Source organism: Mesorhizobium sp. M0998 (genome assembly GCF_040318885.1).
Classification (GTDB): domain Bacteria; phylum Pseudomonadota; class Alphaproteobacteria; order Rhizobiales; family Rhizobiaceae; genus Mesorhizobium.
The window spans coordinates 192,656-216,360 of record NZ_JAMYND010000001.1 but is presented as its reverse complement, the minus strand read 5'-3'; the positions used below and the strand labels follow the sequence as shown (position 1 = coordinate 216,360).

Here is a 23,705-nt window from a genome sequence, read left to right as displayed (position 1 = left end):
TCAAGGCGTCGCCCACCCGATCCGAAACTGATTTCGCAAGCAGGGCTCCATGACCAGTCTTGAACTCCGGCAGATACAAAAGAATTATGGCAGCTACCACGCGCTGCGCGGCATCGATCTCAGCGTCGAACAGGGCGAGTTCATTGTCACCGTCGGGCCGTCCGGCTGTGGCAAGTCAACGCTGTTGAAGATCATCGCCGGGCTTGAAACCGTCTCGACCGGTAAGATTCTGATCAACGGCCGTGATGTCACCACCACCGAGCCGGGTGAGCGCGGCATTGCCATGGTCTTCCAGTCCTATGCGCTTTACCCGCATATGACCGTCGCCGAGAACATGGGTTTCGGCCTGCGCATGGCGCATCGCCCCAAGGCCGAGATCGATGCCGCCGTGCTGCGAGCCGCCAAGATCCTTCGCATTACCGACCAGCTCGACAAGCGGCCGAAACAGCTTTCCGGCGGCCAGCGTCAGCGTGTGGCGATCGGCCGTGCGATAACCCGCTCGCCCGACGTGTTCCTGTTCGACGAACCATTGTCCAACCTCGACGCAGCGCTGCGCACGCAGATGCGCGTCGAGCTTTCCGATCTGCACGCCAGGCTGGGCGCCACCATGGTCTATGTCACACACGACCAGACCGAGGCGATGACAATGGCGAGCCGTATCGTCGTGCTCAATCGCGGCTCGGTCGAGCAGGTGGGCGCTCCGCTCGAACTCTACCGCAATCCGGCCAATCTCTTCGTCGCGGGCTTCCTCGGCGCACCCCGAATGAATTTTTTCGAAGTGACCGTCGCCGCTGTCTCCGGCGGCGCCGCTACGCTGTCGACCGCCGGTCTTTCTCCTTTGACTGTCGAACTGACGGAAGCGGCATCCGTACAGGTCGGCGATAGGGTGACGATGGGGATTCGGCCGGAGAGCATCAGCTTGGCCGCGGAAGGGACAGCGAGTTGTGCAGGACGGGTGCGGCTGGTCGAGCATCTCGGCCGCGAAACCATCCTCTATGCCGACGCCGGCCCGCTGCAATGCGTCAGTTCTGAAAGCGGCAGCGGCAACGTCACCGTCCAGATCGGCCATGCGAGCGCTGTCTCTGCCGACGCGACCGTCGGCTTAAAGGTCGAGCCGCGTGACGTCTATCTCTTTTCCTCTGTCGATGAGCGGACCATCAGTGCCCGTAAACCCACCATCACCGACTGACCTGCAGGAGTATCCTTCGTGAACAAGACTTCAAACGGCCGCGCCCTGTCGGTCTGGCGCACGATCCAGACCGACCGCTTTCTGGTCGGCGCGCCGCATTACCCCGAGCATGTGGACGAGAGTTACTGGGACAATGACGCCAGGCGCATGGCCGAGGCCGGCTTCAACGTCGCCCGCCTCGGCGAATTCGCCTGGCACATTTTCGAACCGCGTGAAGGCATCTTCGATTTCGACCTGTTCGACCGGGCAATCGAGGGCCTCGCGCGTCACGGCGTCAACACGATCCTGTGCACGCCGACCGCCACCCCGCCGCGCTGGCTGACCGCAAAGCATCCGGAAATCCTGCGGCTTGATGGAAATGGCCGGTCGATGGGCCACGGCTCGCGCCAGTATGCCGACACCAGCAGCCCGGTGTTTCGCGACTATAGCCGCAAGATTACCAGGGCGATGGCGGACCACTACCGCGACAATGCAAATGTCATAGGCTGGCAGACCGACAACGAACTCAACACCAGCATGCCGGAATCCTATTCGCCGTCGGCATTGAAGGAATTCCAGGCTTATCTCCAGGAAACCTACCAGACGATAGACAGGCTGAACTTCGCCTGGGGTGGCGATTTCTGGGCGACGGCTTACGGCGATTTCCGCGAAATTGTCTTCCCGCTGGATTTTTCCCCGTCCTTTCCCGGTCCCGGTCACCTCCAGGACTACCACCGTTTTCTCGCCTTTTCGACAGCACGGTTCCAGCACGACCAGGTCGAGATCCTGAGAAAAGCGAATGCCAGTTGGTTCATCTTCCACAATCTCGGCGGATTGCGTGACATCGACTTTCGCGGCCAATTCTCCACCGATCTCGATTTCGTCGGCTACGACATCTATCCGTTCCTCTATGACGAGTTCTTTCGCCTCGGCAATCACGCCAAGATCCAGGCGCTGCATCTCGACATCTGCAGGGGATTTTCCGGCAACTACATAGTGCCGGAACAACAGTCGGGTTTTGGCGCCCAGCCGGGCTTCTGCACGCTGACGCCGGAGCCGGGCGAAATGCGACGCATGGCGATGTCGTCGGTTGCGCGTGGCGCCGATGGGATCATGTTCTTCCGCTGGCGTCCCGCACATTTCGGCGCCGAGATATACTGGATGGGCATCATAGACCATGATGATGTCGCTCGCCGCCGCTATGACGAAGCCAGGCAGTTCGCCACCGAGATGACGGCGCTTAAAGACAAGATCCTGGGCACCCATGTGCGGATGGATGTCGGCATCGCCGGCTCGGACTTCGACAATCAGGAAGCCCACAAGACCTTCCCCATCGGCCTGCCAAGTCCGCAGGATGATGCAACCTTGCTGCATCAGTATTGCTATGACCGCGGCATCGCCTGCGGCTTCATCCACCCGGAAGACGATCTGTCGAAGCTCAAGGTGTTCTACGTGCCGCATTGGGTGATCTGGAAGGACAGCTGGACCGAGCGGCTGCAAGTCTTTGCCGAAAATGGCGGTACCGTCATCATCGGCGCGCGCACGGGAACCCGCGACGAAAACAACCACGTCATCCGCGAGACAGCGCCGGGCCAGTCGCTGTCGAAGCTGACCGGCGTTCGCGTCGAGGATTTCGGGCGGCTGGCGGCACCTGGGGCCAATGGCCTGTTCAATACCATGTCGCGCTCCGGCGGGCTCGTCGTTCCTCCCGACAGACCGGCCGAATCCAGCCGCCGTATCCGTCGTTTCACCGTCGGAAACCACGAGTTCGATGCCGGTTATTTCTATGAGAACCTCGCAGTCGAACCGGAAGTCGAAATTGTAGGGGTTTGGTCGAACCGCTACGCGGCAGGAACGCCTGCAATTACCTCCCGCGCCGTCGGCAAGGGCCGTGTGCTCTATGTCGGCACTTATCTAACCCCGGAGCTGACAGCTCAACTGGCTGCGCGCACTTTCGTGGATGCGAATGTGGAGCCTCTGGTTCCGGATCTGCCGGACGGCGTCGAGGTCACGATGCGCGAGAATGACGAACGCCGGCTGCTGTTCGTGCAAAACATCAAAGACACGCCCGTTGCGGTAACCGGCGTTCCCTTCGGCAGCAACCTGCTCGATAGCGAAGGACCTGTCTCCGGAGTGTTGACGCTGGACGGCTATGGCTGCGCTGTCCTCGAATTGACCTGAGCATTGTCGCGGACGTTAGCCATACGAAACCTGAGTACTCTTTGATCCTGGAATTCGACCGCCATCGGCAGCACGCCGGCATCGATCCATATCGAACCGGCGCTTTGACGTGCGCAAGGAACGGCCGGCGAACTGCTGTTGCTCCCATTCAACGACGGCAGTTACACTACCGGCGCGACCATCGGAGCCGATGGCGGCATCTCGTTTCATCCTTGTGAGCGCCATGAATTTCGACATTTCCGTCCGAACCGAGGCCTTCCGCAGCCGGATCGCCGATTTCGTCGAGCGCGAAATCCTGCCGCTCGAGGCTGACAAGGCTTGCTATGACGGCCATGGCAATATTGCGCTGCCGCTGCTTGAAACGCTGCGGCGCAAGGCGAAAGCAGCCGGCCTGTGGTGCCTGCAGCTGAAACCCGAGACCGGCGGGGCCGGCCTTTCCAAGGTGGATATGGCCGTCTGCTATGAAGAGATGAACCGCTCGATCTTCGGTCCGGTCGTGTTCAATTCCGCGGCCCCCGACGATGGCAACATGATGGTGCTGGAACGGTTGGGAACGCCGGAGCAGAAGCAAAGATGGCTGAAGCCGATCGTCGAGGGCAAGGTGCGTTCGGCTTTCGCAATGACGGAACCGCATCCGGGCGGCGGCTCCGATCCGTCGATGATCATGACCAGAGCCGAACGGCGCGGCGACAGATATGTCGTCAAAGGCCGCAAATGGTTCATCACCGGCGCGCAAGAGGCGAGCCACTTCATTCTCATTGCGCGCACTTCGGACGATCCGCGTCACGGCCTTTCGGCCTTGCTGTTCCACAAGGACCAGCCGGGCTGGCGGATCGTGCGGCGCATCGAGATCATGGGACCGGAAGAACATGGCGGCCATTGCGAGCTGGAGTTCGACGGCCTGGAAGTCCCGGTCGAGGACGTGCTTGCCGGCGAAGGCAGCGGCCTCATGGTTACCCAGGTCCGGCTCGGTCCGGCGCGGCTCACCCATTGCATGCGTTGGCTCGGGCTTGCCAAGCGCTGCATCGAGATCGCGCGCGCCTATGCCGCCGAGCGTAGCGGTTTCGGGCAGCTTTTGGCCGACCATGAGAGTATCCAGCTGATGCTCGGCGACCTTGCCATGCGCATCGAGATCGGGCGGCTGCTGGTGATGAAGGCGGCCTGGGAGCTCGATCGCGGCGGCTTTGCCCGCAAGGAGGTCTCCATGGCCAAGATCCAGGTCGCCAATGTGCTGCATGAAGCCGCCGACGTGGCGATCCAGATCAACGGCGCCCGCGGCTATTCGAAAGACACTGTACTCGAATGGATCTACCGCTACGCCCGCCAGGCTCGCCTGGTCGACGGCGCCGACGAGGTCCACAAGATGGTGCTCAACCGCTTTCTCAACGAGGAAGGTGCGGGCTTCTGGCGCTGGCATGTCGAAGCCGGCAGACAAGACGAAACAGGTCGCGGCGGGAACCGCTGAGCTGGCAATGAGGATGGATTTCGATCCAGTACGCCTGGAGGATTTTCTGAGAGCGCATTTTGGCGATGGCCAAATGTCGCTTGAGCGGATCGTCGGCGGCCAATCCAACCCGACCTATTTCGTCGACTATGGCGGCCGCCGCATGGTGCTGCGCAAGAAACCTCCGGGACCGATCCTGCGCGGCGCTCATGCGGTCGATCGCGAGTACCGGGTGATCGAGGCGCTAGCGTCGACAAAGGTGCCGGTGCCGCGGCCGGTGCTCTATCACGACGGCGACGAGCCGCTCGGCACGCCGTTCTATCTGATGCAGCGGCTCGACGGCCGGGTGTTCCACGATGGCTCGTTGCCGGGACTGGCGCCGGACGAGCGGCGCGGCATCTATTTCGGCATGGCCGAGGCGCTGGCAAAGCTGCACGCAGTCCGGCCGGAAGAGGTTGGGCTCGGCGACTATGGCCGTCCCGGGAACTATTTTGAGCGACAGATCGCGCGCTGGACCAGACAGTTGCGGGAATCGCCGAGCGAGCGCATTGCCGCGCTCGAAGCCGTCGCCGAATGGCTGCCGCGACATCTTCCGCCAGATGACGGCCACGTTTCGATCGCGCATGGCGATTTCCGTCTCGGCAATCTCATCTTCCATCCCGAGCGGCCCGAGGTGATCGGCATACTCGACTGGGAGTTATCGACCCTCGGCCATCCGCTTGCTGATCTCGGCTTCTGCTCGATGCCCTGGCATTCCTCATCGGACGAATATGGCGGCATCCTCGGCCTTGATCAGGCAGCGCTCGGGATTCCGACACAGCGCGAATTCCTCGATCATTACTTCGCCCACGCCGTGCCGACGGCGCCGCTGCAGCGGTTCCATCTGGTGTTTGCCATGTTCCGCTTTGCCGTGATCTTCGTCGGCATCGCCGACCGCGTGCTGGCCGGCAGCGCGGTTGCGGCCGATGCGGCGGATGTGGCACCGCTGGCCGGCTGTTTTGCTGTACGCGCCATGGAAGTCATCGACGGCGCGCGGCCCTGGTGACGCGAGGCTGGCAGTCGGCTGAGCGAGTTGCAGCGATACGCGTTCAGTTCATGCGAACTTCCGGTTCGGCAAGCAGTGGAATCTCCAGGCCACGCCGCAAGCCGGTCGCCACGACCGATACCCTGAATTTTCCGGCGAGTGCCTTGTCGAAGATGGCGCCGACGATGATGTCGGCATCGTTGTCGACCTCCTCGCGGATGCGGGTAGCGGCTTCGTCGACCTCGAACAGCGTCATGTCCATGCCGCCCGAAATCGAGACAAGGACGCCCTTGGCGCCCATCATCGAAGCTTCGTCGAGCAGCGGGTTGGCGATTGCCGCTTCCGCCGCCTTCTTGGCGCGGCCTTCTCCGGCGGCTTCGCCGGTTCCCATCATGGCGCGGCCCATGTCGCGCATCACCGACTTCACATCGGCGAAGTCGAGATTGATCAGGCCTTCCTTGACGATCAGATCGGTGATGCAGCCGACACCCGCATAGAGGACCCGGTCGGCCATGGCGAAGGCGTCGGCGAACGTGGTTCTGGCGTCGGCGATCCTGAACAGGTTCTGGTTGGGAATGACGATGACGGTATCGGCGCTTTCGCGCAGGCGCTCGATGCCCTCATCGGCAGCGTACATGCGGCGCCTGCCTTCGAAGACGAATGGCTTGGTGACGACGGCAACGGTCAGTATTCCGGCTGCCCGCGCTGCCTGCGCTATAACAGGCGCGGCACCAGTGCCGGTTCCGCCTCCCATGCCGGCGGTCACGAAGCACATGTGCGTTCCAGCAAGGTGATCCATGATCTCGTCGATGGATTCCACGGCCGCGGCACGGCCGACCTCGGGCAGGGACCCGGCGCCGAGACCTTCGGTGATATGAGCGCCCAACTGGATCAGCCTCGTTGCCTTCGACATGGCAAGGGCCTGGGCATCGGTGTTGGCGACGATGAATTCCGCGCCCTGCAGGCCTTCGGCGATCATGTTGTTGACGGCGTTGCCGCCGCCGCCGCCGACCCCGACGACGGTGATCTTGGGCCTCATCTCCGAGATTACCGGCCTCGTCGCGGTGTTCATTGCCGTTCTCCCTGGATACGCCGAGTGGTCGCTGGAAGCTTGTCCCGGGCGCACTGCGAAAACTCTGAACCGGGCAGTGCGAATCAGGACAGCCCAGAATGCAGGGAATCAGAGCGCGGAGCGGGCTGCAAGTGCGCGATGTGCCTCATAGGCGACTTGCGACTGAAAGTTCACGCGATGCGCCTTGATACAGTGCAGATCGCGGCGGGGCGCCGCACGCTACAACTTCGGCGCGAGGCACTGCGCGACATGGTCGGCAATCGTCAGGCAGGAGGTCAGGCCGGGGCTTTCGATGCCGAACAGGTTGACCAGGCTGTCCACGCCGTGCACCGCCACGTCCTGGACGACGAAGTCGGCATTGGCCTCACCGGGACCGGACAGTTTTGGCCGGATGCCGCTGTAAGCGGGTTGCAGGCTGCCATCGGCCAGGTCCGGCCAGTATTTGCGGATCTCGCTGTAGAAGCGCTCGCCACGAGCCGGGTCGACGCGGTAGTCGAGTTGATCGGTCCATTCGACGTCCGGCCCGAAGCGGGCGACGCCATCAAGGTCGAGTGTCAGATGAACACCGAGCCCGCCGGGTTCGGGCACCGGATAGACCAATCGCGAGAACGGCGCCCGGCCGGCCACCGAAAAATAATTGCCCTTGGCATAATGGAGCTTTGGCACGAATTGCTGATTGAGCCCTTCAAGCGAACCGGCAAGTGCTGCGGCGCCAAGCCCGGCGGCATTGACGAAACGCGGAGTGGCGATCTCGAAGCGCTCGCCGCCGGCAGCGTCCACCGTCTCGAGCACGACGCGGCCTGCTTCGATGCGGCCGGAGGCGATGCGCGTGTTGAGACTAAGTGCCGCCCCGTGCTCCTCGGCGTCGCCCAACAGGGCGAGCATCAGGGCATGGCTGTCGATGACGCCGGTGGCGGGCGACAGCAGCGCCGCCGTGCACTTAAGGCTGGGCTCCAGCGTATGCGCCTCGGCTTCGCTCAAGCGCAACAGGTCGCCGGCGCCGCAAGCGCGTGCATTGGCCCGGATTGAGGCGAGCACCGGCTCCTGTTCGGCATTTGTGGCAACGATGAGCTTCCCGCAGCGCGCGTGCGGGATCGCCCGCTCCTCGCAATAGCGATAGAGTCTTTCCCGGCCAGCCACGCAGAACCGGGCTTTCAGCGATCCAACCGGATAGTGGAGGCCGGCATGGATGACCTCGGAATTGCGCGAACTTGTCCCGGTGCCGATAGCGCTCTCGGCTTCCAGGACCAGCGTATCGATGCCGCGCTGCGCCATCTCTCGCGCGATCGCCAGGCCAACAACGCCGGCGCCGGCGACAATGCAGTCGACATGGCCCACGGTTAGGTCAAGCCGAAGTTCTGCATGCGTCCATCCATCCGCTGGCCCTGTCGAAAGCGCTTGACACTATACCGTTCGAGAAAGATGCATCAAACGGCATAACGCACGGGGACCTGCTGAGCCGGACCGGCGGCAGGACTGTTCCGCGTGCAGCACAGGAGCCGTCATGGACGCAAGACCGAATTCACCCGAAGCCCGCGACATAAGCTTTCACATGCATGGCTATACGAATGCGCGCAAGCATCAGGAGTCGGGGCCGCTCGTCATCGAGAAGGGCGACGGCATCTATGTCGAGGACCTTGCCGGCAACCGCTATATCGAGGCGATGGCGGGGCTCTGGAGCGTCGCGGTCGGCTTTTCGGAGAAGCGGCTGGTCGATGCGGCAGTACGGCAAATGTCGAAGCTGCCTTACTATCACGATTTCGGCTCCAAATCGCATTCGCCGCTGATCGATCTCGCCGAGAGACTGGTGCAGATGGCGCCGGTACCGATGAGCAAGGCGTATTTCACCAATTCCGGCTCCGAGGCCAACGATACGGCCATGAAGATGATCTGGTACCGGTCGAATGCGCTCGGCCAGCCGGCGCGCAAGAAGATCATCAGCCGCAAGAAGGGCTATCACGGCGTCACTATCGCCTCGGCGAGCCTGACCGGACTGCCCAACAACCACACTTCGTTCGATCTGCCGATCGCCAATGTGCTGCACACCTCGACGCCGCACCATTGGCGCGAGGCGCTGCCGGGTGAAAGCGAAGAGCTGTTTTCGACGCGGCTTGCCGACGAGCTGGAAAAGCTGATCCTGGCCGAAGGACCGGAAACCATCGCCGCCTTTTTCGGCGAACCGATCATGGGCGCCGGCGGCGTCATCGTACCGCCGGCGGGCTACTGGGAGAAGATACAGGCGGTCCTGTCGAGATACGACATCCTGCTCATCGCCGACGAGGTGATCTGCGGCTTTGGCCGAACAGGTGAGATGTTCGGCTCGCAGACCTTCGGCATCAGGCCCGACATCATGGTGTTATCGAAACAGATCTCTTCGTCCTACCTGCCGATCTCAGCCCTGCTGATCAATGACAAGGTATTCGAGCCGATCGCCGACGAAAGCAACCGTATCGGCACCTTCGGCCACGGTTTCACCGGCGGCGGCCATCCCGTTGCGGCAGCGGTCGCGCTCGAGAACCTGAAGCTGATCAAGGAGCGCGACCTTGTCGGCAATGCGCGTGCGGTCGGCGCGCATATGCAGAAGCGGCTGCGCACGCTCGCTTCGCACCCGCTTGTCGGCGAGGTGCGCGGCATCGGCCTGATTTCGGCGGTCGAACTGGTCGGCGACAAGGCGAACAAGGCGCCGTGGGGCACGGTTGGTGCCTTGGGCGGACTCGTCAACGGCTTCATGCAGCAGAACGGCGTCATCTCGCGCAATATGGGCGATGCGCTGGCTTTCTGCCCGCCGCTGATCATCACCGAGCCGCAGGTCGACCAGGTGATCGACGCGTTTGAACGGTCGCTCAAGGCTGCCGCCAAGCAGGTCCGATCGCAGAGCTGAATAGGCAAAGTCGATTTTGAAACCTGAAAACAAAAACGCCTCGGCGACGGCTGGCAGAAGGTTACCCTCCACACCGTTGCTGCCGTTTAGTCTCCGTGCTTTGTTTTCGCAGATGAGCCGCTGAATCCTTCCAGTTCCTCGCCGATTCCTGAAAGTGCGTTGACGATCGTCGCCTCGACGTCGCCACGCTGTTTCTGGGGAATCAAGCCAAGTCCTTTTTGTATCGCTTCACGCCAATGTTTCCCCCTGTCCCACGCTTCCGAAAACGCGATGGCGAGATCGTCCTGGCGACGGGTAGCTTCCAGTGCCTCGACCAGAAGTGCTGCCTGGCGGACATCCTTTTCCCGCTTGCCCACGCCGTTTGCGTTGTTCTGTCGGCGCGAGGCAACGATCAGCTTGTGAACCGCATATCGTCCGGGCGACGGTACCACGACAGGCACTCCCGATCGATGCAGCAGCACAGTTCTGATTGGTTCGTGGATCAGGAAATCGAGAATCCGAAGAGGCTGCGCGGATGCACCGCCCAAAGACGGCATCGAGGTTGCATGATCGGCGTAGTCATCGCTGCCCGTGTTCGGTGTAAGGAACTCGACCTTGTATCGGACTGCGTTCTCGAATTGCGTCGCGTGTTCGGGATCTGATCTGTGAGGGATTTCCCTGAAGGTTGGGTCGATCTCCCTCAAGATTTCGAGGATGGGCGGCAGGCTGTCCTCGACCGCGGCCGACACGGAATGGAATAGGGCGAAGTCTGCATCGCCCGTCTGCAACGCTGCACCGGGCAGCTTCACGCCCAGATAGCCCGCGTAGGACTGAAAGGCGACTGTGCCGACCAGGACGCCGCGCAAGCGGAAGATGCCAGCCTTCCCCAGCGCCTCGACGACATCCCCGGTGAACCTTTCGGGTTCTGTCAGCCCTGCCTCGCGCACGAGCGTGGATACCAGCTTCCTGCGGGCGCGGAGGTCGTCCTTGATCTGACGGAAGGATTCAACGCGTTTTGCAATCTCGGGATCGCTGTCAGGCCCGACATACCGTCGCGTCTTCGTCGGCTGCGTTTCCTCGAAATACCAGTATGCCTTGCCCTTGACGGGCACCTTGACGAGATTGCCCGTCGTAGGGAAATCCGTTTCGAAGGCTGCGTCCAAGGATCGCTGGACGAGTTCCGCATACATCGTGCGGTAAACGAGGTCGACCGTCTTCATGTCGGGCGGCTCCGGTTATAAGAAAAATGCGGTTCTCTTATAGCGCCATGACCTCAAGGGACGCAAGCGGGGGTTATAAGAAAATCGCGAAAACCTTATAACGCCGCAGGAGAGGTCAGGAATCCTTGTTGCCGGCGTGCAGCCAAATCAGAATGGGTTTTGCTCATTCAGATAAACAAAGCCATCACGAAAACGCTGCTTGGATGTGGCGCTCGACCTCACCGCGTCCACGAACGGCCCGAGCCTGTCATAGGCGTTTGTGGTCGACGCGCTATTTTGGCGGCCGCATCCGGAACGACCACCAGCTTGCCGACGAAATCCTTGGCGATGAAATCCGCCTGGGCGCGATGGAAATCGGACAGCTTGTAGACGCCGCCGACCAGCGGCCGGATTTTCTTGTCCTCGATGTAGCGCACTATGCGGCGGAAATCCGCCCGCGTGCCCTGGCTCGAGCCATGCAGTTGGAGCTGTTTCAGGTACATGGTGCGCAGGTCGAGCTGGACGACCGGGCCGGCGATCGCGCCGGCCGTGGTGTAGCGGCCTTCGGGCCTCAAGATGCGCAAGAGGTCATTGAAGATGGCGCCGCCGACCAGGTCGGCGACCACATCGATTGGCCGCCCGCCGGTCGCCTCGTTCACGGCTGCCGGCAGGTCGGCCACGCCACGGGTGATCACCGCCTCGGCGCCGATGTCACGCACGGCCTGTTCCTTGCCCTTGCCGGCAACCGCATAGGGAATGGCGCCGCGTGCCCGCGCCAACTGCACGATGCCGGAGCCGACGCCGCCCGAGGCGCCGGTGACCAGCACGCGCTCACCGGCCTTCAATGCTGCGCGTTCCAGCATCTGTTCGCCGGTGAGGTAGGCGCAGCAGAAAGTGGCGAGCTCGACATCGCTCAGATCGGTATCGACGACATGGGCATTCTCTGCAGGCACCGCCTGGTATTCGGCATAGCCGCCGTCGCGGCCATGGCCCATATAGTCGATGTCGGCGAGTGAATCGTCGTCACGGTTGTAGATGGAGAAGTCGACCATCACCCGCTCGCCGATACGGGCCGGCGAGACGCCGTCGCCGACGGCAACGATGTTGCCGACCGTGTCGGTGCCCTGGATGCGTGGGAAACTCAGCGTGTTGCCCTGACGACGCCAGGTCGACACCGCCGCGGCATCCTCCTCGGTGCCGTAAGCGCCCTGGCGCACCCAGACGTCGGTGTTGTTCATGCCGCAGGCAGTGACCTTGACCAGCACTTCACCCGGCGCGGGCGAGGGGACTTTCACGTCGGTGCGATAGACGAGCTTTTCCGGCCCGCCGTGCCCGATCAGCTGCACGGCGGCCATGGTGGCGGGGAGGGTTTTGGTCATGGCATTCATGTCGGCTCTTCAGATGTTTGCAAACACGCTCTTCACCGCGTCGGCCGTCTTCGACACGACGATATCAGCCTCTTCCCGCGTCAGGCAGAGCGGCGGCGCGAAACCGAGAATGTCGCCCTGCGGCATGGCGCGGCCGATGACGCCGCTTGCCGCAAGCGCGGTCGCGACCTGCGGTCCGATCTTTTGCGAGGCGTCGAAGAATACGCGGTCGTCCCGGTCGGCGACGAACTCGATCGCCGCCAGCATTCCGTCGCCGCGCACCTCGCCGACGTTTTTGTGGCCGCCGACGGCTTTCGTCAGCTCGGCGCGGAGATAGGCGCCGGTCTCGCCGGCGTTCCGCACCAGGTCCATCTCGTCGATCAGTTCCAGGTTGGCGACGCCGGCGGCGACGCAGATCGGGTGCGCCGAATAGGTCCAGCCATGGCCGAGCGAGCCGAGCTTGTCGGAGCCTTGGACGAGCACCTGCCAGACCTTGTCTGAGACTATGACGCCGGAGAGCGGCGCATAGGCCGAGGTCAGGCCCTTGGCGATGGTGATCAGGTCAGGCTTGATGCCGTAATGGTCGGAGCCGAACATGGTGCCCAGCCGGCCAAAGCCGGTGACGACCTCGTCGGCAACCAGAAGCACGTCGTACTTCTTCAGCACCGCCTGGATATTCTCCCAGTAGCCGGCCGGCGGCGGCACGATGCCGCCGGTGCCGAGGATAGGCTCACCGATGAACGCGGCGACCGTCTCCGGCCCTTCGGCGAGAATCATCTCCTCGAGCTTGTCGGCACAGTGTTGCGAAAACTGCTCCTCGCTCAGCGAGCGGTCGGCGCGGCGGAAATAGTAGGGCGCCTCGGTGTGCAGGACCGGCGCACGCGGCAGATCGAAGGCGTTGTGGAACAGGTCGAGGCCGGTCAGCGATCCGGTCATGATCCCGGAGCCGTGATAACCGCGCCAGCGCGAGATGATCTTCTTCTTCTCGGGCCGGCCGAGCACATTGTTGTAGTACCAGATCAGCTTGATGTTGGTTTCGTTGGCATCGGAACCGGAGAGGCCGAAATAGACCCTCGACATGCCCTCGGGCGCGCGGTCGATGATCATCTTGGAAAGCGTGATCGATGCCTCGGTGCCGTGCCCGACATAGGCGTGGTAATAGGCGAGGTTCTTGGCCTGCGCGGCGATGGCGTCGGCTATCTTCTGGCGGCCATAGCCGACATTGACGCAGTAGAGCCCGGCGAAGGCATCGATGCTCTTGCGCCCATTATTGTCCCAGATGGTGACGCCTTCGCCGCCGGCGATCACGCGGGTCGGTGATTCACCCCGCGCATGCGTTCCCATATGGGTCGAGGGATGGAAGAAATGATCGCGATCCCAGGCGGCGAGTTCGTTTGACTGGTCGAGCATTTTTTTAACTCCTAAGGGAAAGTGTCGGGCGCGGCTTACGCTATGTCGAGGCAGAGATATTTGAGATCGGTAAAGGCTTCGAGCCCGTGACGCGAGCCCTCGCGGCCCATGCCGGACTGTTTGACGCCGCCGAAGGGGATCGGCGCGCCGGTGATCTTCACGCGGTTGATGGCGACCATGCCATAGTCGAGCGCGCGGCCCATGCGCAATTGCCGGCCGCCGTTTTCAGTGACGACATAGGCGACGAGCCCGTATTCTGTCGCATTGGCGCGGGCGACAACTTCCTCTTCGCTGTCGAAAGGCGTCACTGCCGCAACCGGACCGAAGGTCTCCTCGCGCATGATCAGCGCGTCGTCTCCAACGTCGGCGAGCAGGGTCGGCTGGTAGAACAGCGGCCCAGCCACATGGCGGCCACCGCCGGTGAGGCAGCGCGCGCCACCAGCCAGCGCATCGGCGACCTGCTCTTCGATCTTCTTGACGCCGCGCTCGTGCATCAACGGCCCGATGTCGGTGTCGTCAGCCAGGCCATTGCCGGTCCGCAACGTCTCGATGCGCTTGGTGAAGGCGGCGCAAAAACGGTCGTAGATCGGGCGCTGGACATAGATGCGGTTGGCGGCGAGGCAGTCCTGGCCGGAGGTGGCGAATTTGGCATCGACGGCTATGGTCACAGCCTTGTCGAGATCGGCGTCGGCAAAGACGATCAACGGCGCATGGCCGCCAAGCTCCATGACCAGCCGCTTCATCGTCGGCGCACTCTGCGCGGCGATCAACCTGCCGACCTCGGTCGAGCCGGTGAAGCTCATGGCGCGAACGCGCGGGTCTTCGCACATCCGCCCGACGATGGTCGAAGCCCTGCCGGTGAGGACGTTGAACACGCCAGCCGGCAGGCCGGCGCGTTCGCCAAGCTCGGCCAGCGCCAGCGCCGACAGCGGTGTTTCCGACGAAGGATGCGCGACGATGGTGCAGCCGGCGGCAAGCGCGGCCGCCGCCTTGCGGGTCAGCATGGCCGCGGGAAAATTCCACGGCGTGACGACGCCGACGACACCAAGCGGTTCGCGTCGCACCACCATCTCGGCATTTGGCAGATGGCTGGTGACGCTTTCGGCGTTGAGACGTTTGGCCTCCTCGGCATACCATTCGACAAACGAGGCGGCATAGTCGATCTCGCCGCGCGATTCCTTCAGCGGCTTGCCTTGTTCTAGCGTCATCAGCATGGCCAGGTCATTTTTGGCGGCGACGATCAGATCGAACCATTTTCGCAAGATTTTCGACCGTTCCTGCGGCAGCAATGCGCGCCAGGCAGGAAAGGCGCGCGATGCCGCATCGATCGCCAATGTGGTCTGCCGGGCATCGAGCGCGGCAACGAAAGCGACGGTGGATCCGGTGGCCGGATCGGTCACCTCGAAACTCTCCGCGGTCTCGCTCGCCGTCCAGTGGCCAGCGACATAGGCGAGTTCGCGCAGCAGCCGTCGGTCGGCGAGGCGGTCAAGTGCTTCATGGCGCTGCGAGCGGGCAAAATGTGCGGACATCATCGGGCTCCCGGTTCGGTGATGCCGCAAGACTATCTCTGCCGCGCAAACAGAGAGGCTGTTTGCGTGCCTGCACGTAGAGAGATTGTCTCTATTGCACCGAGCGGGCAGACGATCTCTCCGATATCAGGAAGATGTCGGCAACAGGTCCGCCACCGGCAGCACACTCTCCTCCTTCACCGTCTTGGTGACGATATATGTGAAATAGCGGTCGATGCCGATCTCCCGCTCGAGCAGAGTGTCGACCAGCCGCTGATAGGCGTCGATGTCGCGCGCCATCACCTTCAGCAGGTAATCGACGCCGCCGCCGACAGACCAGCAGGCGACGATCTCGGGGATGTCGCGGATGACGCGCTCGAAACGGTCGAAATCGGCCTGGCGATGGCTGGCAAGCGTCACCTCCATCAGCACGGTAGCGACCGGCGAGATGGCGCGCATGGCGATCCTGGCATGGTAGCCCGAGACGATGCCGGCCTTTTCCAGCTTGCGCAGCCGCATCCAGCACGGCGTCGGCGACAGGCCGACTTTCTCGGCCAGCGCCAGCTTGGTGATGCGCCCGTCGCGCTGGATGGCGTCGAGTATTTTCAGATCGATCGGATCGAGTTTCGCTGCTGCCATGATCGCCCACTTCCGGTGCCGGACACCATGACGGCGCATTATTTCGATTGTCAATTGCACTGATTTCGATCTCTAATAAGTCATGACATTTTGGCGACCAGATCCCGCTCTTATCCGGCGGCCGGCCTATCAATCGCTCGCCGACCAGTTCGCGCGCGCCATCCATGACGGGCGCCTGGCCAATGGCGCTCGGTTGCCGACGCACCGGCAGTTGGCTGACGATCTGCAACTTTCCGTGCAGACGGTCAGCCGCGCCTATGAGGAGCTGATCCGCCGCGGGCTGGTGTCCGGCGAGGTCGGCCGCGGCAGCTTCGTGCAGACGCAGCGCCGCGAGCCGGAGCCGCCGTATCTGCCGGAGCGGCTGGGCGAGGTCATCGATCTCTCCATCCTGAAGCCGGTCTGCGAACCGATGCATCTGGAGCGGCTGAGGCAGGCGCTGGGCTGGCTCGCCGAAAACCTGCCGTCGAGCTCGGCACTGTCGTTCAGGCCGAACATGGTGTTCCCGCGCCACCGCGCGGTGGGTGTCGAGTGGCTACGCCTCTGTGGCCTCGACGCGTCGCCGCAGAACATCAGCCTGACCAACGGCGCCACCGCAGGGATGACAGTGGCGCTGATGAGCGTGGCGCCGCCCGGCTCGACCGTCGCCACCGAGGCGATCGGTCACCACACGCTGATCCCGCTGGCGCGTTATCTCGGCTTCAACCTTGAGGGTTTGCCGATCGACGACAATGGGCTGATCCCGGAAGCGCTGGACGAGGCCTGCCGGCTGTCGGACATCCGCGCCGTGTTCGTGCAGCCGTCGGTGATCAACCCTACGGCCACCTTGATGGATGCCGGCCGGCGCGAACAGATTGCCGCTGTTGCGCGCAGGCATGACATCGCCATTATCGAAAACGACGTCCTCGGCCCGTTGGTCGAGGACCGGCCGCCGCCGGTAGCCGCCTTCGCGCCCGAACGTACGCTCTACGTCACCTCCTTCACCAAGATCGTGGTGCCGGGCCTGCGCATCGGCTATCTCGCGGCGCCCGATCGTTATGTCGCCGCGGTCGGCAATCGCCATCTCGTCTCGAACTGGATGGCGACGCCGTTGGTGGCCGAGATCGCCACCAAATGGGTGACCGACGGCACCGCGATGGAACTCGTGCGATGGCAGCGCCTGGCTTTGCGGCGGCGTCTGGACATAGCCGCCGAGGTGCTTGCCGGAGTGGACTATCGCGCTCATCGCGACGGGCTGCATGTCTGGCTGCAACTGCCCGATGACCGCGGTGAGGAAAGCTTTGTTTCCCAGGCACGCCTGCAGGGCGTGGCGATCGCGCCCGGCACGTCGTTTCGCATTTCGCAGATGCCTTGGCATCCAGCTGTCCGGATTTCGCTTGGCTCGACCACGGAGGGGGAACTGCGTGCCGGTCTCGGCGTTGTCACCAAGCTTCTGCTCGGCGATCCCGAGCATCTCCTGCTTGCGATCTAGACGGCGAACGGCGCGAAATTGTGCGGAATCCGAAATATTGTCATGATATTATTTTCTTGATTGACATGATTTGCCGCGATCCGCATCGTTAAAGGCATAGCTTCTCCAGCACGGGAAATTCATTGTCGGCGCCCATCATCAACATCGACGGCATTTCGAAAAGCTTCGGCACCTTCAAGGTGCTGGACGGCCTCTCGATGCAAGTCATGCCCGGCGAGAAGCTGGCACTGATCGGCCCATCGGGTTCGGGCAAGACGACGATCCTGCGCATCCTGATGACGCTAGAGCGTATCGACAGCGGCCACATCCAAGTCGACGGCGAACAGCTGTACCACATGGAGCGCAACGGCCGGCTGCTGACGGCCGATGAACGGCATTTGGCAAAGATGCGCCAGAAGATCGGCATGGTCTTCCAACTGTTCAATCTATTTCCGCACAAATGCGTCATCGACAATGTGACGCTGGCACCGATGCTGACCAAAGGCGTGCCGCGGGCCGCCGCAGAAAAACGGGCGATGGAACTGCTCGACATGGTCGGCATGGTCGACAAGGCCAAAGCGATGCCGGCGCAGCTTTCAGGCGGCCAGAAGCAGCGCGTCGCGATTGCGCGGGCGCTGGCGCTGTCGCCGAAAATCATGCTGTTCGACGAGGTCACCTCGGCGCTCGACCCGGAACTCGTCGACGAGGTGCTCAACGTCATGCGCAAGCTCGCCGCCGAGACCGACATGACCATGCTGCTGGTCACCCACGAGATGGGTTTCGCCCATGACTTCGCCGACCGGGTGCTGTTCTTCGATCGCGGCAGAATAGTCGAGGAGGGCAAGCCCGACGAGATTTTCCGCCATCCCAAACAGGAGCGTACGCAAGGTTTCCTGAAGAAGATCATTGCGGCCGGACATCGGGTCTGACTGCCATGCGAGGCGGCGACGCCTCAACCAAGCCAAGAAGACAGACAAACAAGGAGTTGGGAACAATGAAGAAATTTGCCATTTTGGCCGGCGTCGCCGGTATTGCGCTGACGGCGGTGCTGGCCGCCTCGACGGCCGGCTCGGCCGACGACAGCAAGCTCGAAGAGCTCAAGGCGCAAGGCTTTGCCCGCGTCGCCATCGCCAACGAGCCGCCTTATACGGCGGTCGCTGCCGACGGCAAGGTTTCGGGTGCGGCGCCTGACGTTGCCCGTGAAATCTTCAAACGCCTTGGCGTCAATGATATCGTCGCCTCGATCTCGGAATATGGCGCCATGATCCCCGGCTTGCAGGCCGGCCGTTTCGACGTCGTCACCGCCGGATTGTTCATGAAGCCGGAACGTTGTGCTGCGGTCGCCTATTCGGAACCGGTGCTGTGCGACGCCGAGGCGATGCTGGTGAAGAAGGGCAACCCGAAGGGCTTCAAGAGCTACGAGGACGTCGCGAAGGACGCGAGCGCCACGATCGGCGCGCCGGGTGGCGGCACTGAAGAGAAGCTGGCGCTCACCGCAGGTGTGCCGCGCGAGCGCGTCATCGTCGTGCCGGACGGCCAGAGCGGCCTGAAGATGCTGCAGGACGGCCGCATCGATGCTTATTCGCTGCCCGTGCTGTCGATCAACGACCTGGTCAAGAAAGCCAATGATCCGAACCTCGAAGTCATCGCGCCGGTGGTCGGTGCGCCGGTCTATTGCGACGGCGCGGCCTTCAAGAAGGGCGACGAAGCGCTGCGCGACGCCTATGATGTCGAGCTGGCGAAACTGAAGAAGTCCGGCGAGTTCGCCAAGATCATCGAGCCTTACGGCTTCTCGGCGGCGGCGGCAATGTCGACGAGCCGCGACAAGCTCTGCTCGGCGAAGTAGGTGCGTTCTTCCTTCTCCCCGTTCACGGGGAGAAGGTGGCCCGAAGGGCCGGATGAGGGGCGGCGCCATACTCCGGTTGGTTCGCGCTGCCCCCCATCTGCCTGCCGGCATCTTCTCCCCGTGAACGGCAGGGCTATCGCAGATGGAACGCCGAGGCTTTCGCTCTACGACGTACCCCCACCCCTAACCCCTCCCCACAAGGGGGAGGGAGACTTCCGTTGGCGCTGACCTCGGCAAATTTGCCTGCCTTTCGGCGCCAAAAGGGGAAGTAAGGGCGCGCGGCAGCATTCCCTCCCCCTTGTGGGGAGGGTTAGGGTGGGGGTCCATCTTCGTAAGAATCCAAATGCGATAGCCCTGCCGTGAACGGGGAGAAGGACGCTGGAAGCAACGTGTCGCTAGACATTCAACGCGGAAACTTTCGACCCAATGACCCAATGGTCCGGCTATTTCGGCCTGATATTGCAAGGAGCGCTTGTCACCATCGAGCTGACGCTGACGGGGTCGGTGCTGGCCTTGGTCATGGCCTTTCTTGCCGGGCTGGGGCGGCTGTCGCGGTTTTTCGTGCTGCGGGCGCTGGCCACCGCCTATATCGAGTTCTTCCGCGGCACCTCGATTTTCGTGCAGCTGTTCTGGGCCTATTTCGTGCTGCCCTTTGCCGGCATTTCGCTGACGCCGCTGCAGGCCGGCGTGCTGGCGCTGGGCCTCAATGTCGGCGCCTATGCAGCGGAAGTGGTGCGCGGCGCCATCAAGTCGATCGGCCGCGAACAATATGAGGCGTGCACCGCGCTCAATCTCGGCCGCTGGCAAGCCATGCGCCATGTCATCCTGCCGCAGGCGCTTCTGGTGATGCTGCCAACCTTCGGCAACAACGCCATTGAATTGCTCAAGGCCACCGCCGTCGTTTCGCTAATCTCGCTCGCCGACCTGACCTTCCAGGCGCAGGTGGTGCGCTCGCAGACCGGCAATACTCTGGTGCCGTTCAGCACCATCCTCGTCATCTATTTCGTCCTGGCGCTGCTCATCTCCTGGGGCGTGCGGTCGCTGGAACGCCGCATGGCGCGTGGCCTCGACGGGGTGCGCGTATGATGGATCGGACCTGATAATGGAATGGGATTGGGATTTTGTCCGGCAGATCCTGCCGACGCTGATCGAGGGGGTGAAGATCACCATCCTGGCGACGCTGCTCGGCTCGGTACTGGCGGCGATCGTCGGGCTGGGCATCGCGTTGGCGCGCCGGTCGCCGAACAGGGCTCTGTCGCGCACCGTCGGTTTCCTTGCCGAGTTCATCCGTGGCACACCGCTGTTGGTGCAGCTCTATTTCATCTTCTACGTGCTGCCGGATTTCGGCGTCCTGTTGCCGCCGCTGGTCGCGGGCGTCATCGGTCTCGGGCTGCATTACGGCACTTACACGGCCGAGGTCTACCGCGCCGGCATCGATAATGTTCCGCGCGGCCAGTGGGAAGCGGCCAAGGCCTGCAATCTAAACGCCACCCAGACCTGGACGCACATCATCATTCCGCAGGCAATTCCGCCGATGATCCCGGCGCTTGCCAATTATTTCATCGCCATGTTCAAAGAGACGCCGCTGCTGTCGGCGATCACCGTGCTGGAACTGATGAACCAGGCCAAGAGCGTCGCCAATACCTATTACCGGTATATCGAACCGATCACCTTGGTCGGCGCCTTCTTCCTCGCCATCAGCCTGTTCTCGGTGGTGCTGCTGCGCTGGCTGGAACACCGTTATGGGCGGATCGAACGATGATTGCTGCACCCGAAATCCGCCTGCATTCGGCCCGGCCGCCGCTCGACGCGCGTCCGCTGGAAAAGCGGGTCGGCCTGATCATCCTTGCCACCGACCACACGAGCGAACCGGATTTTCACCGCATGGTGGCAAGCGACCGCATCGGGGTCTATGTCGCGCGCATTCCCTACGCCAACCCGACGACGCCGGACAATTTGCGCAAGATGCAGCCGTCACTGACGGCGGCCGCGGCCCTGATCCTGCCCGACGAGCCGCTCGACGCGATCTGCTATTCCTGCACCTCGGCCTCCGTCGTGATCGGCGATGCCGAGATCGAGGCGGCGGTGCAGGCCGCCAAACCCGGCGCGCCGGTGGTTACGCCGCCGATGGCCGGGGTGCGCGGCCTGAAGGCGCTGGGCGCCAGGACGATCAGCATCCTCACTCCCTATACGGTCGAGACCAGCCGGCCGATGGCGGCCTATTTCACCGAGCATGGTTTCGAAATCGTCAGCTTCACTTGCCTCGGCTTCGAGGATGATCGCGAGATGGCGCGGATTGCGCCGAAATCCTTGGTCGATCTGGCTCGCGAGGCGACGGCCGAACACTCGGACGCGCTGTTTGTCTCCTGCACGGCACTGCGGTCCGCGGCGGCAGTTGTCGGCATGGAAGAAGCCATCGGCCGTCCTGTCGTCACCAGCAACCAGGCGACGGCCTGGAATTGCCTGCGGCTTTGCGACGACGACGAGCCGCGCCCTGAATTCGGCCGTCTGATGACGCTGCCGCTGAACTGATTGATGAGCCATGACCACGTCCAGGATAAGCCTGTCCGAAATCCACGCCGCGCGCGAGCGCATCGCAGGCAAGGTCGAGCGTACGCCGACCGTTCCTTCCCGGAGTCTTTCCCAGCACTTGGACGCTCCTGTTTATCTCAAGCTCGAACACCGGCAGACCACCGGCGCCTTCAAGCTGCGTGGTGCCTCGAACGCAATCGCTTCGCTGACAGAAGAGGAGAAGGCGCGCGGCGTCGTCGCGGCCTCGACCGGCAACCACGGCCGGGCACTTGCCTATGCTGCTCAATTGCAAGGCATCCACGCGACGATCTGCATGTCGCGGCTGGTGCCGCAGAACAAGCTCGACGAGATCCGCCGGCTCGGCGCCGGGATCCGCATCGTCGGCAACAGCCAGGACGATGCGCAGCGGGAGGTCGAACGGCTGGTCGCGGAAGAGGGGCTGATCATGCTGCCGCCTTTCGACCATCCTGCCATTGTCGCCGGGCAAGGCACGCTCGGGCTGGAGATCATCGAACAGGTTCCTGATGCCGCCCTTGTGCTGGTGCCGCTTTCCGGCGGTGGGCTGGCGGCTGGCGTTGCCGCTGCCGTCAAGGGCGTCAGCCCGGCGACGAAGGTGGTGGGCGTTTCAATGGCGCGCGGTGCGGCGATGAAGGCGAGCCTCGACGCCGGACATCCGGTTTTGGTCGAAGAACTGCCGACGCTGGCGGATTCACTCGGCGGCGGCATCGGCCTCGACAACCGGCTGACCTTCTCGATGTGCCGCGACCTGCTCGACAATGTGATCCTGCTCAGCGAGGACGAGATCGCCGCCGGCATCCGCCATGCCTATGAGCAGGAGCGCGAGATCGTCGAAGGCGCCGGCGCGGTCGGCATCGCGGCCGTGCTTGCCGGCAAGGTCAAAGCGAATGGCCCGACGGTGCTCGTGCTGTCCGGCCGCAACATCGATATGACACTGCACCGCAAGATCATCTGCGGCGAAGCAATTGCGGAGAGCGCGGCATGAGCCGGATGACGATCCTCACCGAAGCTGAATTGCGCAAGATCGTGAAGCTTGATCTCGATGCCGTTGCCTGCGTCGAGAACGCGTTTCGCGCGCTCGCCACCTTGCAGGTGGCGATGCCGCCAATCCTCAGGCTCGACATTCCCGAGCATCGCGGCGAGGTCGACGTCAAGACCGCCTATGTGCCGGGCATCGACGGTTTTGCCATCAAGATCAGCCCCGGCTTCTTCGACAATCCGAAGCTCGGCCTGCCCAGCGTCAACGGCATGATGGTGCTGCTGTCGGCGAAAACCGGTCTGGTCGAGGCGCTGCTGCTCGACAATGGCTATCTCACCGACATCCGCACGGCGGCGGCCGGCGCGGTTGCCGCCAAGCATCTGTCGCGGCCGGGTTCCTCCGTTGCCGCGATCTTCGGCGCCGGTGTTCAGGCCGGACTGCAGCTCGAGGCGCTGATGCTGGTGCGGCCGATCACCAAAGCCCGCATCTGGGCAAGGGATGCCGCCAAGGCCGAAGCCGCGGCCGACGCATTGTCCGAAAGACTGGGCATCGCCGTTCACGCCGAGCCCGACGCGGCAAAGGCTGCGGCCGATGCCGACATCATCGTCACCACGACGCCGTCGACCGAGCCGCTGATCAAGGCCGGCTTCGTCTCCGCCGGCCAGCATATCACTGCCATGGGCTCGGATGCCGAGCACAAGAACGAGATCGCGCCGGCGATCCTGCGCATGGCCGATCTCTACGTCGCCGATAGCGCCAAACAGACGCGCCGATTGGGCGAACTGCACCATGCTATCGCGGCGGGCGTGATGGCGTCCGATGCCGAAATCACCGAGCTTGGCCACATCATCGCCGGCGAAAGGCACGGCCGACGCTCGGACAGCGACATCACCATCGCCGACCTGACCGGCACCGGCGTGCAGGACACGGCGATCGCCACGCTCGCCCGCGACCGTGCGCGTGCGGCCAAGACCGGTACGATTTTCGAAAGCTGATGCTGGCCGCAAGGCC

20 protein-coding genes are annotated in these 23,705 nt (G+C 63.1%); 13 read left to right on the top strand and 7 right to left on the bottom strand.

Annotated elements, in window-relative coordinates; genetic code table 11:
- The first annotated feature begins 49 nt into the window (after window positions 1–49).
- From NKH59_RS01165 to NKH59_RS01150, 4 genes are all read left to right on the top strand, one after another.
- A complete protein-coding gene (locus NKH59_RS01165; protein ID WP_353020628.1) occupies window positions 50–1,189 on the top strand; it encodes an ABC transporter ATP-binding protein in 1,140 nt (379 codons plus the stop codon).
- 18 nt (window positions 1,190–1,207) lie between these two features.
- Window positions 1,208–3,349: a beta-galactosidase gene (locus NKH59_RS01160; protein ID WP_352452360.1), complete on the top strand. Its 2,142-nt coding sequence runs from the start codon at window positions 1,208–1,210 to the stop codon at window positions 3,347–3,349.
- A gap of 223 nt (window positions 3,350–3,572) precedes the next feature.
- Window positions 3,573–4,814 (top strand): acyl-CoA dehydrogenase family protein, encoded by a 1,242-nt coding sequence (locus tag NKH59_RS01155; RefSeq protein ID WP_352452368.1) that lies wholly within the window; start codon window positions 3,573–3,575, stop codon window positions 4,812–4,814.
- A gap of 7 nt (window positions 4,815–4,821) precedes the next feature.
- Window positions 4,822–5,838, top strand: coding sequence for a phosphotransferase family protein (locus NKH59_RS01150; RefSeq protein WP_353020706.1), 1,017 nt, complete (start codon window positions 4,822–4,824; stop codon window positions 5,836–5,838).
- A gap of 43 nt (window positions 5,839–5,881) precedes the next feature.
- On the opposite strand, the gene ftsZ is transcribed toward NKH59_RS01150, so the two are convergent.
- Together ftsZ and NKH59_RS01140 are read right to left on the bottom strand one after the other, a co-directional pair.
- A complete protein-coding gene (ftsZ, locus tag NKH59_RS01145) occupies window positions 5,882–6,889 on the bottom strand; it encodes a cell division protein FtsZ (RefSeq protein WP_023677189.1) in 1,008 nt (335 codons plus the stop codon).
- Window positions 6,890–7,108: 219 nt separating this feature from the next.
- Window positions 7,109–8,227, bottom strand: coding sequence for an NAD(P)/FAD-dependent oxidoreductase (locus NKH59_RS01140; protein ID WP_353020625.1), 1,119 nt, complete (start codon window positions 8,225–8,227; stop codon window positions 7,109–7,111).
- A gap of 166 nt (window positions 8,228–8,393) precedes the next feature.
- Between NKH59_RS01140 and NKH59_RS01135 the strand changes: the two genes are divergently transcribed.
- Entirely contained in the window at window positions 8,394–9,770 is a 1,377-nt protein-coding gene (locus tag NKH59_RS01135; protein WP_353020622.1) for an aspartate aminotransferase family protein, read from the top strand.
- 86 nt (window positions 9,771–9,856) lie between these two features.
- On the opposite strand, the gene NKH59_RS01130 is transcribed toward NKH59_RS01135, so the two are convergent.
- The 5 genes from NKH59_RS01130 to NKH59_RS01110 all read right to left on the bottom strand — a co-directional run bounded on the left by NKH59_RS01130 (window position 9,857) and on the right by NKH59_RS01110 (window position 15,872).
- A complete protein-coding gene (locus tag NKH59_RS01130) occupies window positions 9,857–10,969 on the bottom strand; it encodes a nucleotidyltransferase family protein (RefSeq protein WP_353020620.1) in 1,113 nt (370 codons plus the stop codon).
- Window positions 10,970–11,187: 218 nt separating this feature from the next.
- The gene (locus NKH59_RS01125) at window positions 11,188–12,336 is read right to left on the bottom strand and encodes an alcohol dehydrogenase family protein (RefSeq protein WP_353020617.1); all 1,149 of its coding nucleotides are present in this window, start codon (window positions 12,334–12,336) and stop codon (window positions 11,188–11,190) included.
- Between the two features lie 9 nt (window positions 12,337–12,345).
- Window positions 12,346–13,725 carry an aspartate aminotransferase family protein gene (locus NKH59_RS01120; RefSeq protein WP_353020615.1) on the bottom strand — a complete coding sequence of 460 codons (1,380 nt, stop codon included), beginning with the start codon at window positions 13,723–13,725 and terminating at the stop codon, window positions 12,346–12,348.
- A gap of 35 nt (window positions 13,726–13,760) precedes the next feature.
- Entirely contained in the window at window positions 13,761–15,254 is a 1,494-nt protein-coding gene (locus tag NKH59_RS01115; RefSeq protein ID WP_353020613.1) for an NAD-dependent succinate-semialdehyde dehydrogenase, read from the bottom strand.
- A gap of 126 nt (window positions 15,255–15,380) precedes the next feature.
- Window positions 15,381–15,872, bottom strand: coding sequence for an Lrp/AsnC family transcriptional regulator (locus NKH59_RS01110; RefSeq protein WP_352769476.1), 492 nt, complete (start codon window positions 15,870–15,872; stop codon window positions 15,381–15,383).
- 82 nt (window positions 15,873–15,954) lie between these two features.
- Here NKH59_RS01110 and ehuR point away from each other — a divergent pair, with 82 nt between their 5' ends.
- The 8 genes from ehuR to NKH59_RS01070 all read left to right on the top strand — a co-directional run bounded on the left by ehuR (window position 15,955) and on the right by NKH59_RS01070 (window position 23,689).
- On the top strand, window positions 15,955–17,340 hold the full coding sequence (ehuR, locus tag NKH59_RS01105; RefSeq protein ID WP_353020611.1) for a MocR-like ectoine utilization transcription factor EhuR: 1,386 nt from the start codon (window positions 15,955–15,957) through the stop codon (window positions 17,338–17,340).
- Between the two features lie 122 nt (window positions 17,341–17,462).
- Window positions 17,463–18,248: an ectoine/hydroxyectoine ABC transporter ATP-binding protein EhuA gene (ehuA, locus tag NKH59_RS01100; RefSeq protein WP_352501337.1), complete on the top strand. Its 786-nt coding sequence runs from the start codon at window positions 17,463–17,465 to the stop codon at window positions 18,246–18,248.
- Between the two features lie 65 nt (window positions 18,249–18,313).
- Window positions 18,314–19,165 (top strand): ectoine/hydroxyectoine ABC transporter substrate-binding protein EhuB, encoded by an 852-nt coding sequence (gene ehuB / locus NKH59_RS01095; protein WP_023677200.1) that lies wholly within the window; start codon window positions 18,314–18,316, stop codon window positions 19,163–19,165.
- 426 nt (window positions 19,166–19,591) lie between these two features.
- Window positions 19,592–20,251 (top strand): ectoine/hydroxyectoine ABC transporter permease subunit EhuC, encoded by a 660-nt coding sequence (ehuC, locus tag NKH59_RS01090; RefSeq protein ID WP_353020609.1) that lies wholly within the window; start codon window positions 19,592–19,594, stop codon window positions 20,249–20,251.
- Window positions 20,252–20,267: 16 nt separating this feature from the next.
- Entirely contained in the window at window positions 20,268–20,927 is a 660-nt protein-coding gene (ehuD, locus tag NKH59_RS01085; protein ID WP_352467665.1) for an ectoine/hydroxyectoine ABC transporter permease subunit EhuD, read from the top strand.
- Entirely contained in the window at window positions 20,924–21,697 is a 774-nt protein-coding gene (eutA, locus tag NKH59_RS01080) for an ectoine utilization protein EutA (protein ID WP_353020607.1), read from the top strand. Before ehuD ends, eutA begins: the two co-directional genes overlap by 4 nt.
- 10 nt (window positions 21,698–21,707) lie before the next feature.
- Window positions 21,708–22,700: a hydroxyectoine utilization dehydratase EutB gene (eutB, locus tag NKH59_RS01075; RefSeq protein ID WP_353020605.1), complete on the top strand. Its 993-nt coding sequence runs from the start codon at window positions 21,708–21,710 to the stop codon at window positions 22,698–22,700.
- Window positions 22,697–23,689 (top strand): cyclodeaminase, encoded by a 993-nt coding sequence (locus NKH59_RS01070; RefSeq protein ID WP_352817294.1) that lies wholly within the window; start codon window positions 22,697–22,699, stop codon window positions 23,687–23,689. Before eutB ends, NKH59_RS01070 begins: the two co-directional genes overlap by 4 nt.
- Window positions 23,690–23,705 lie beyond the last annotated feature (16 nt).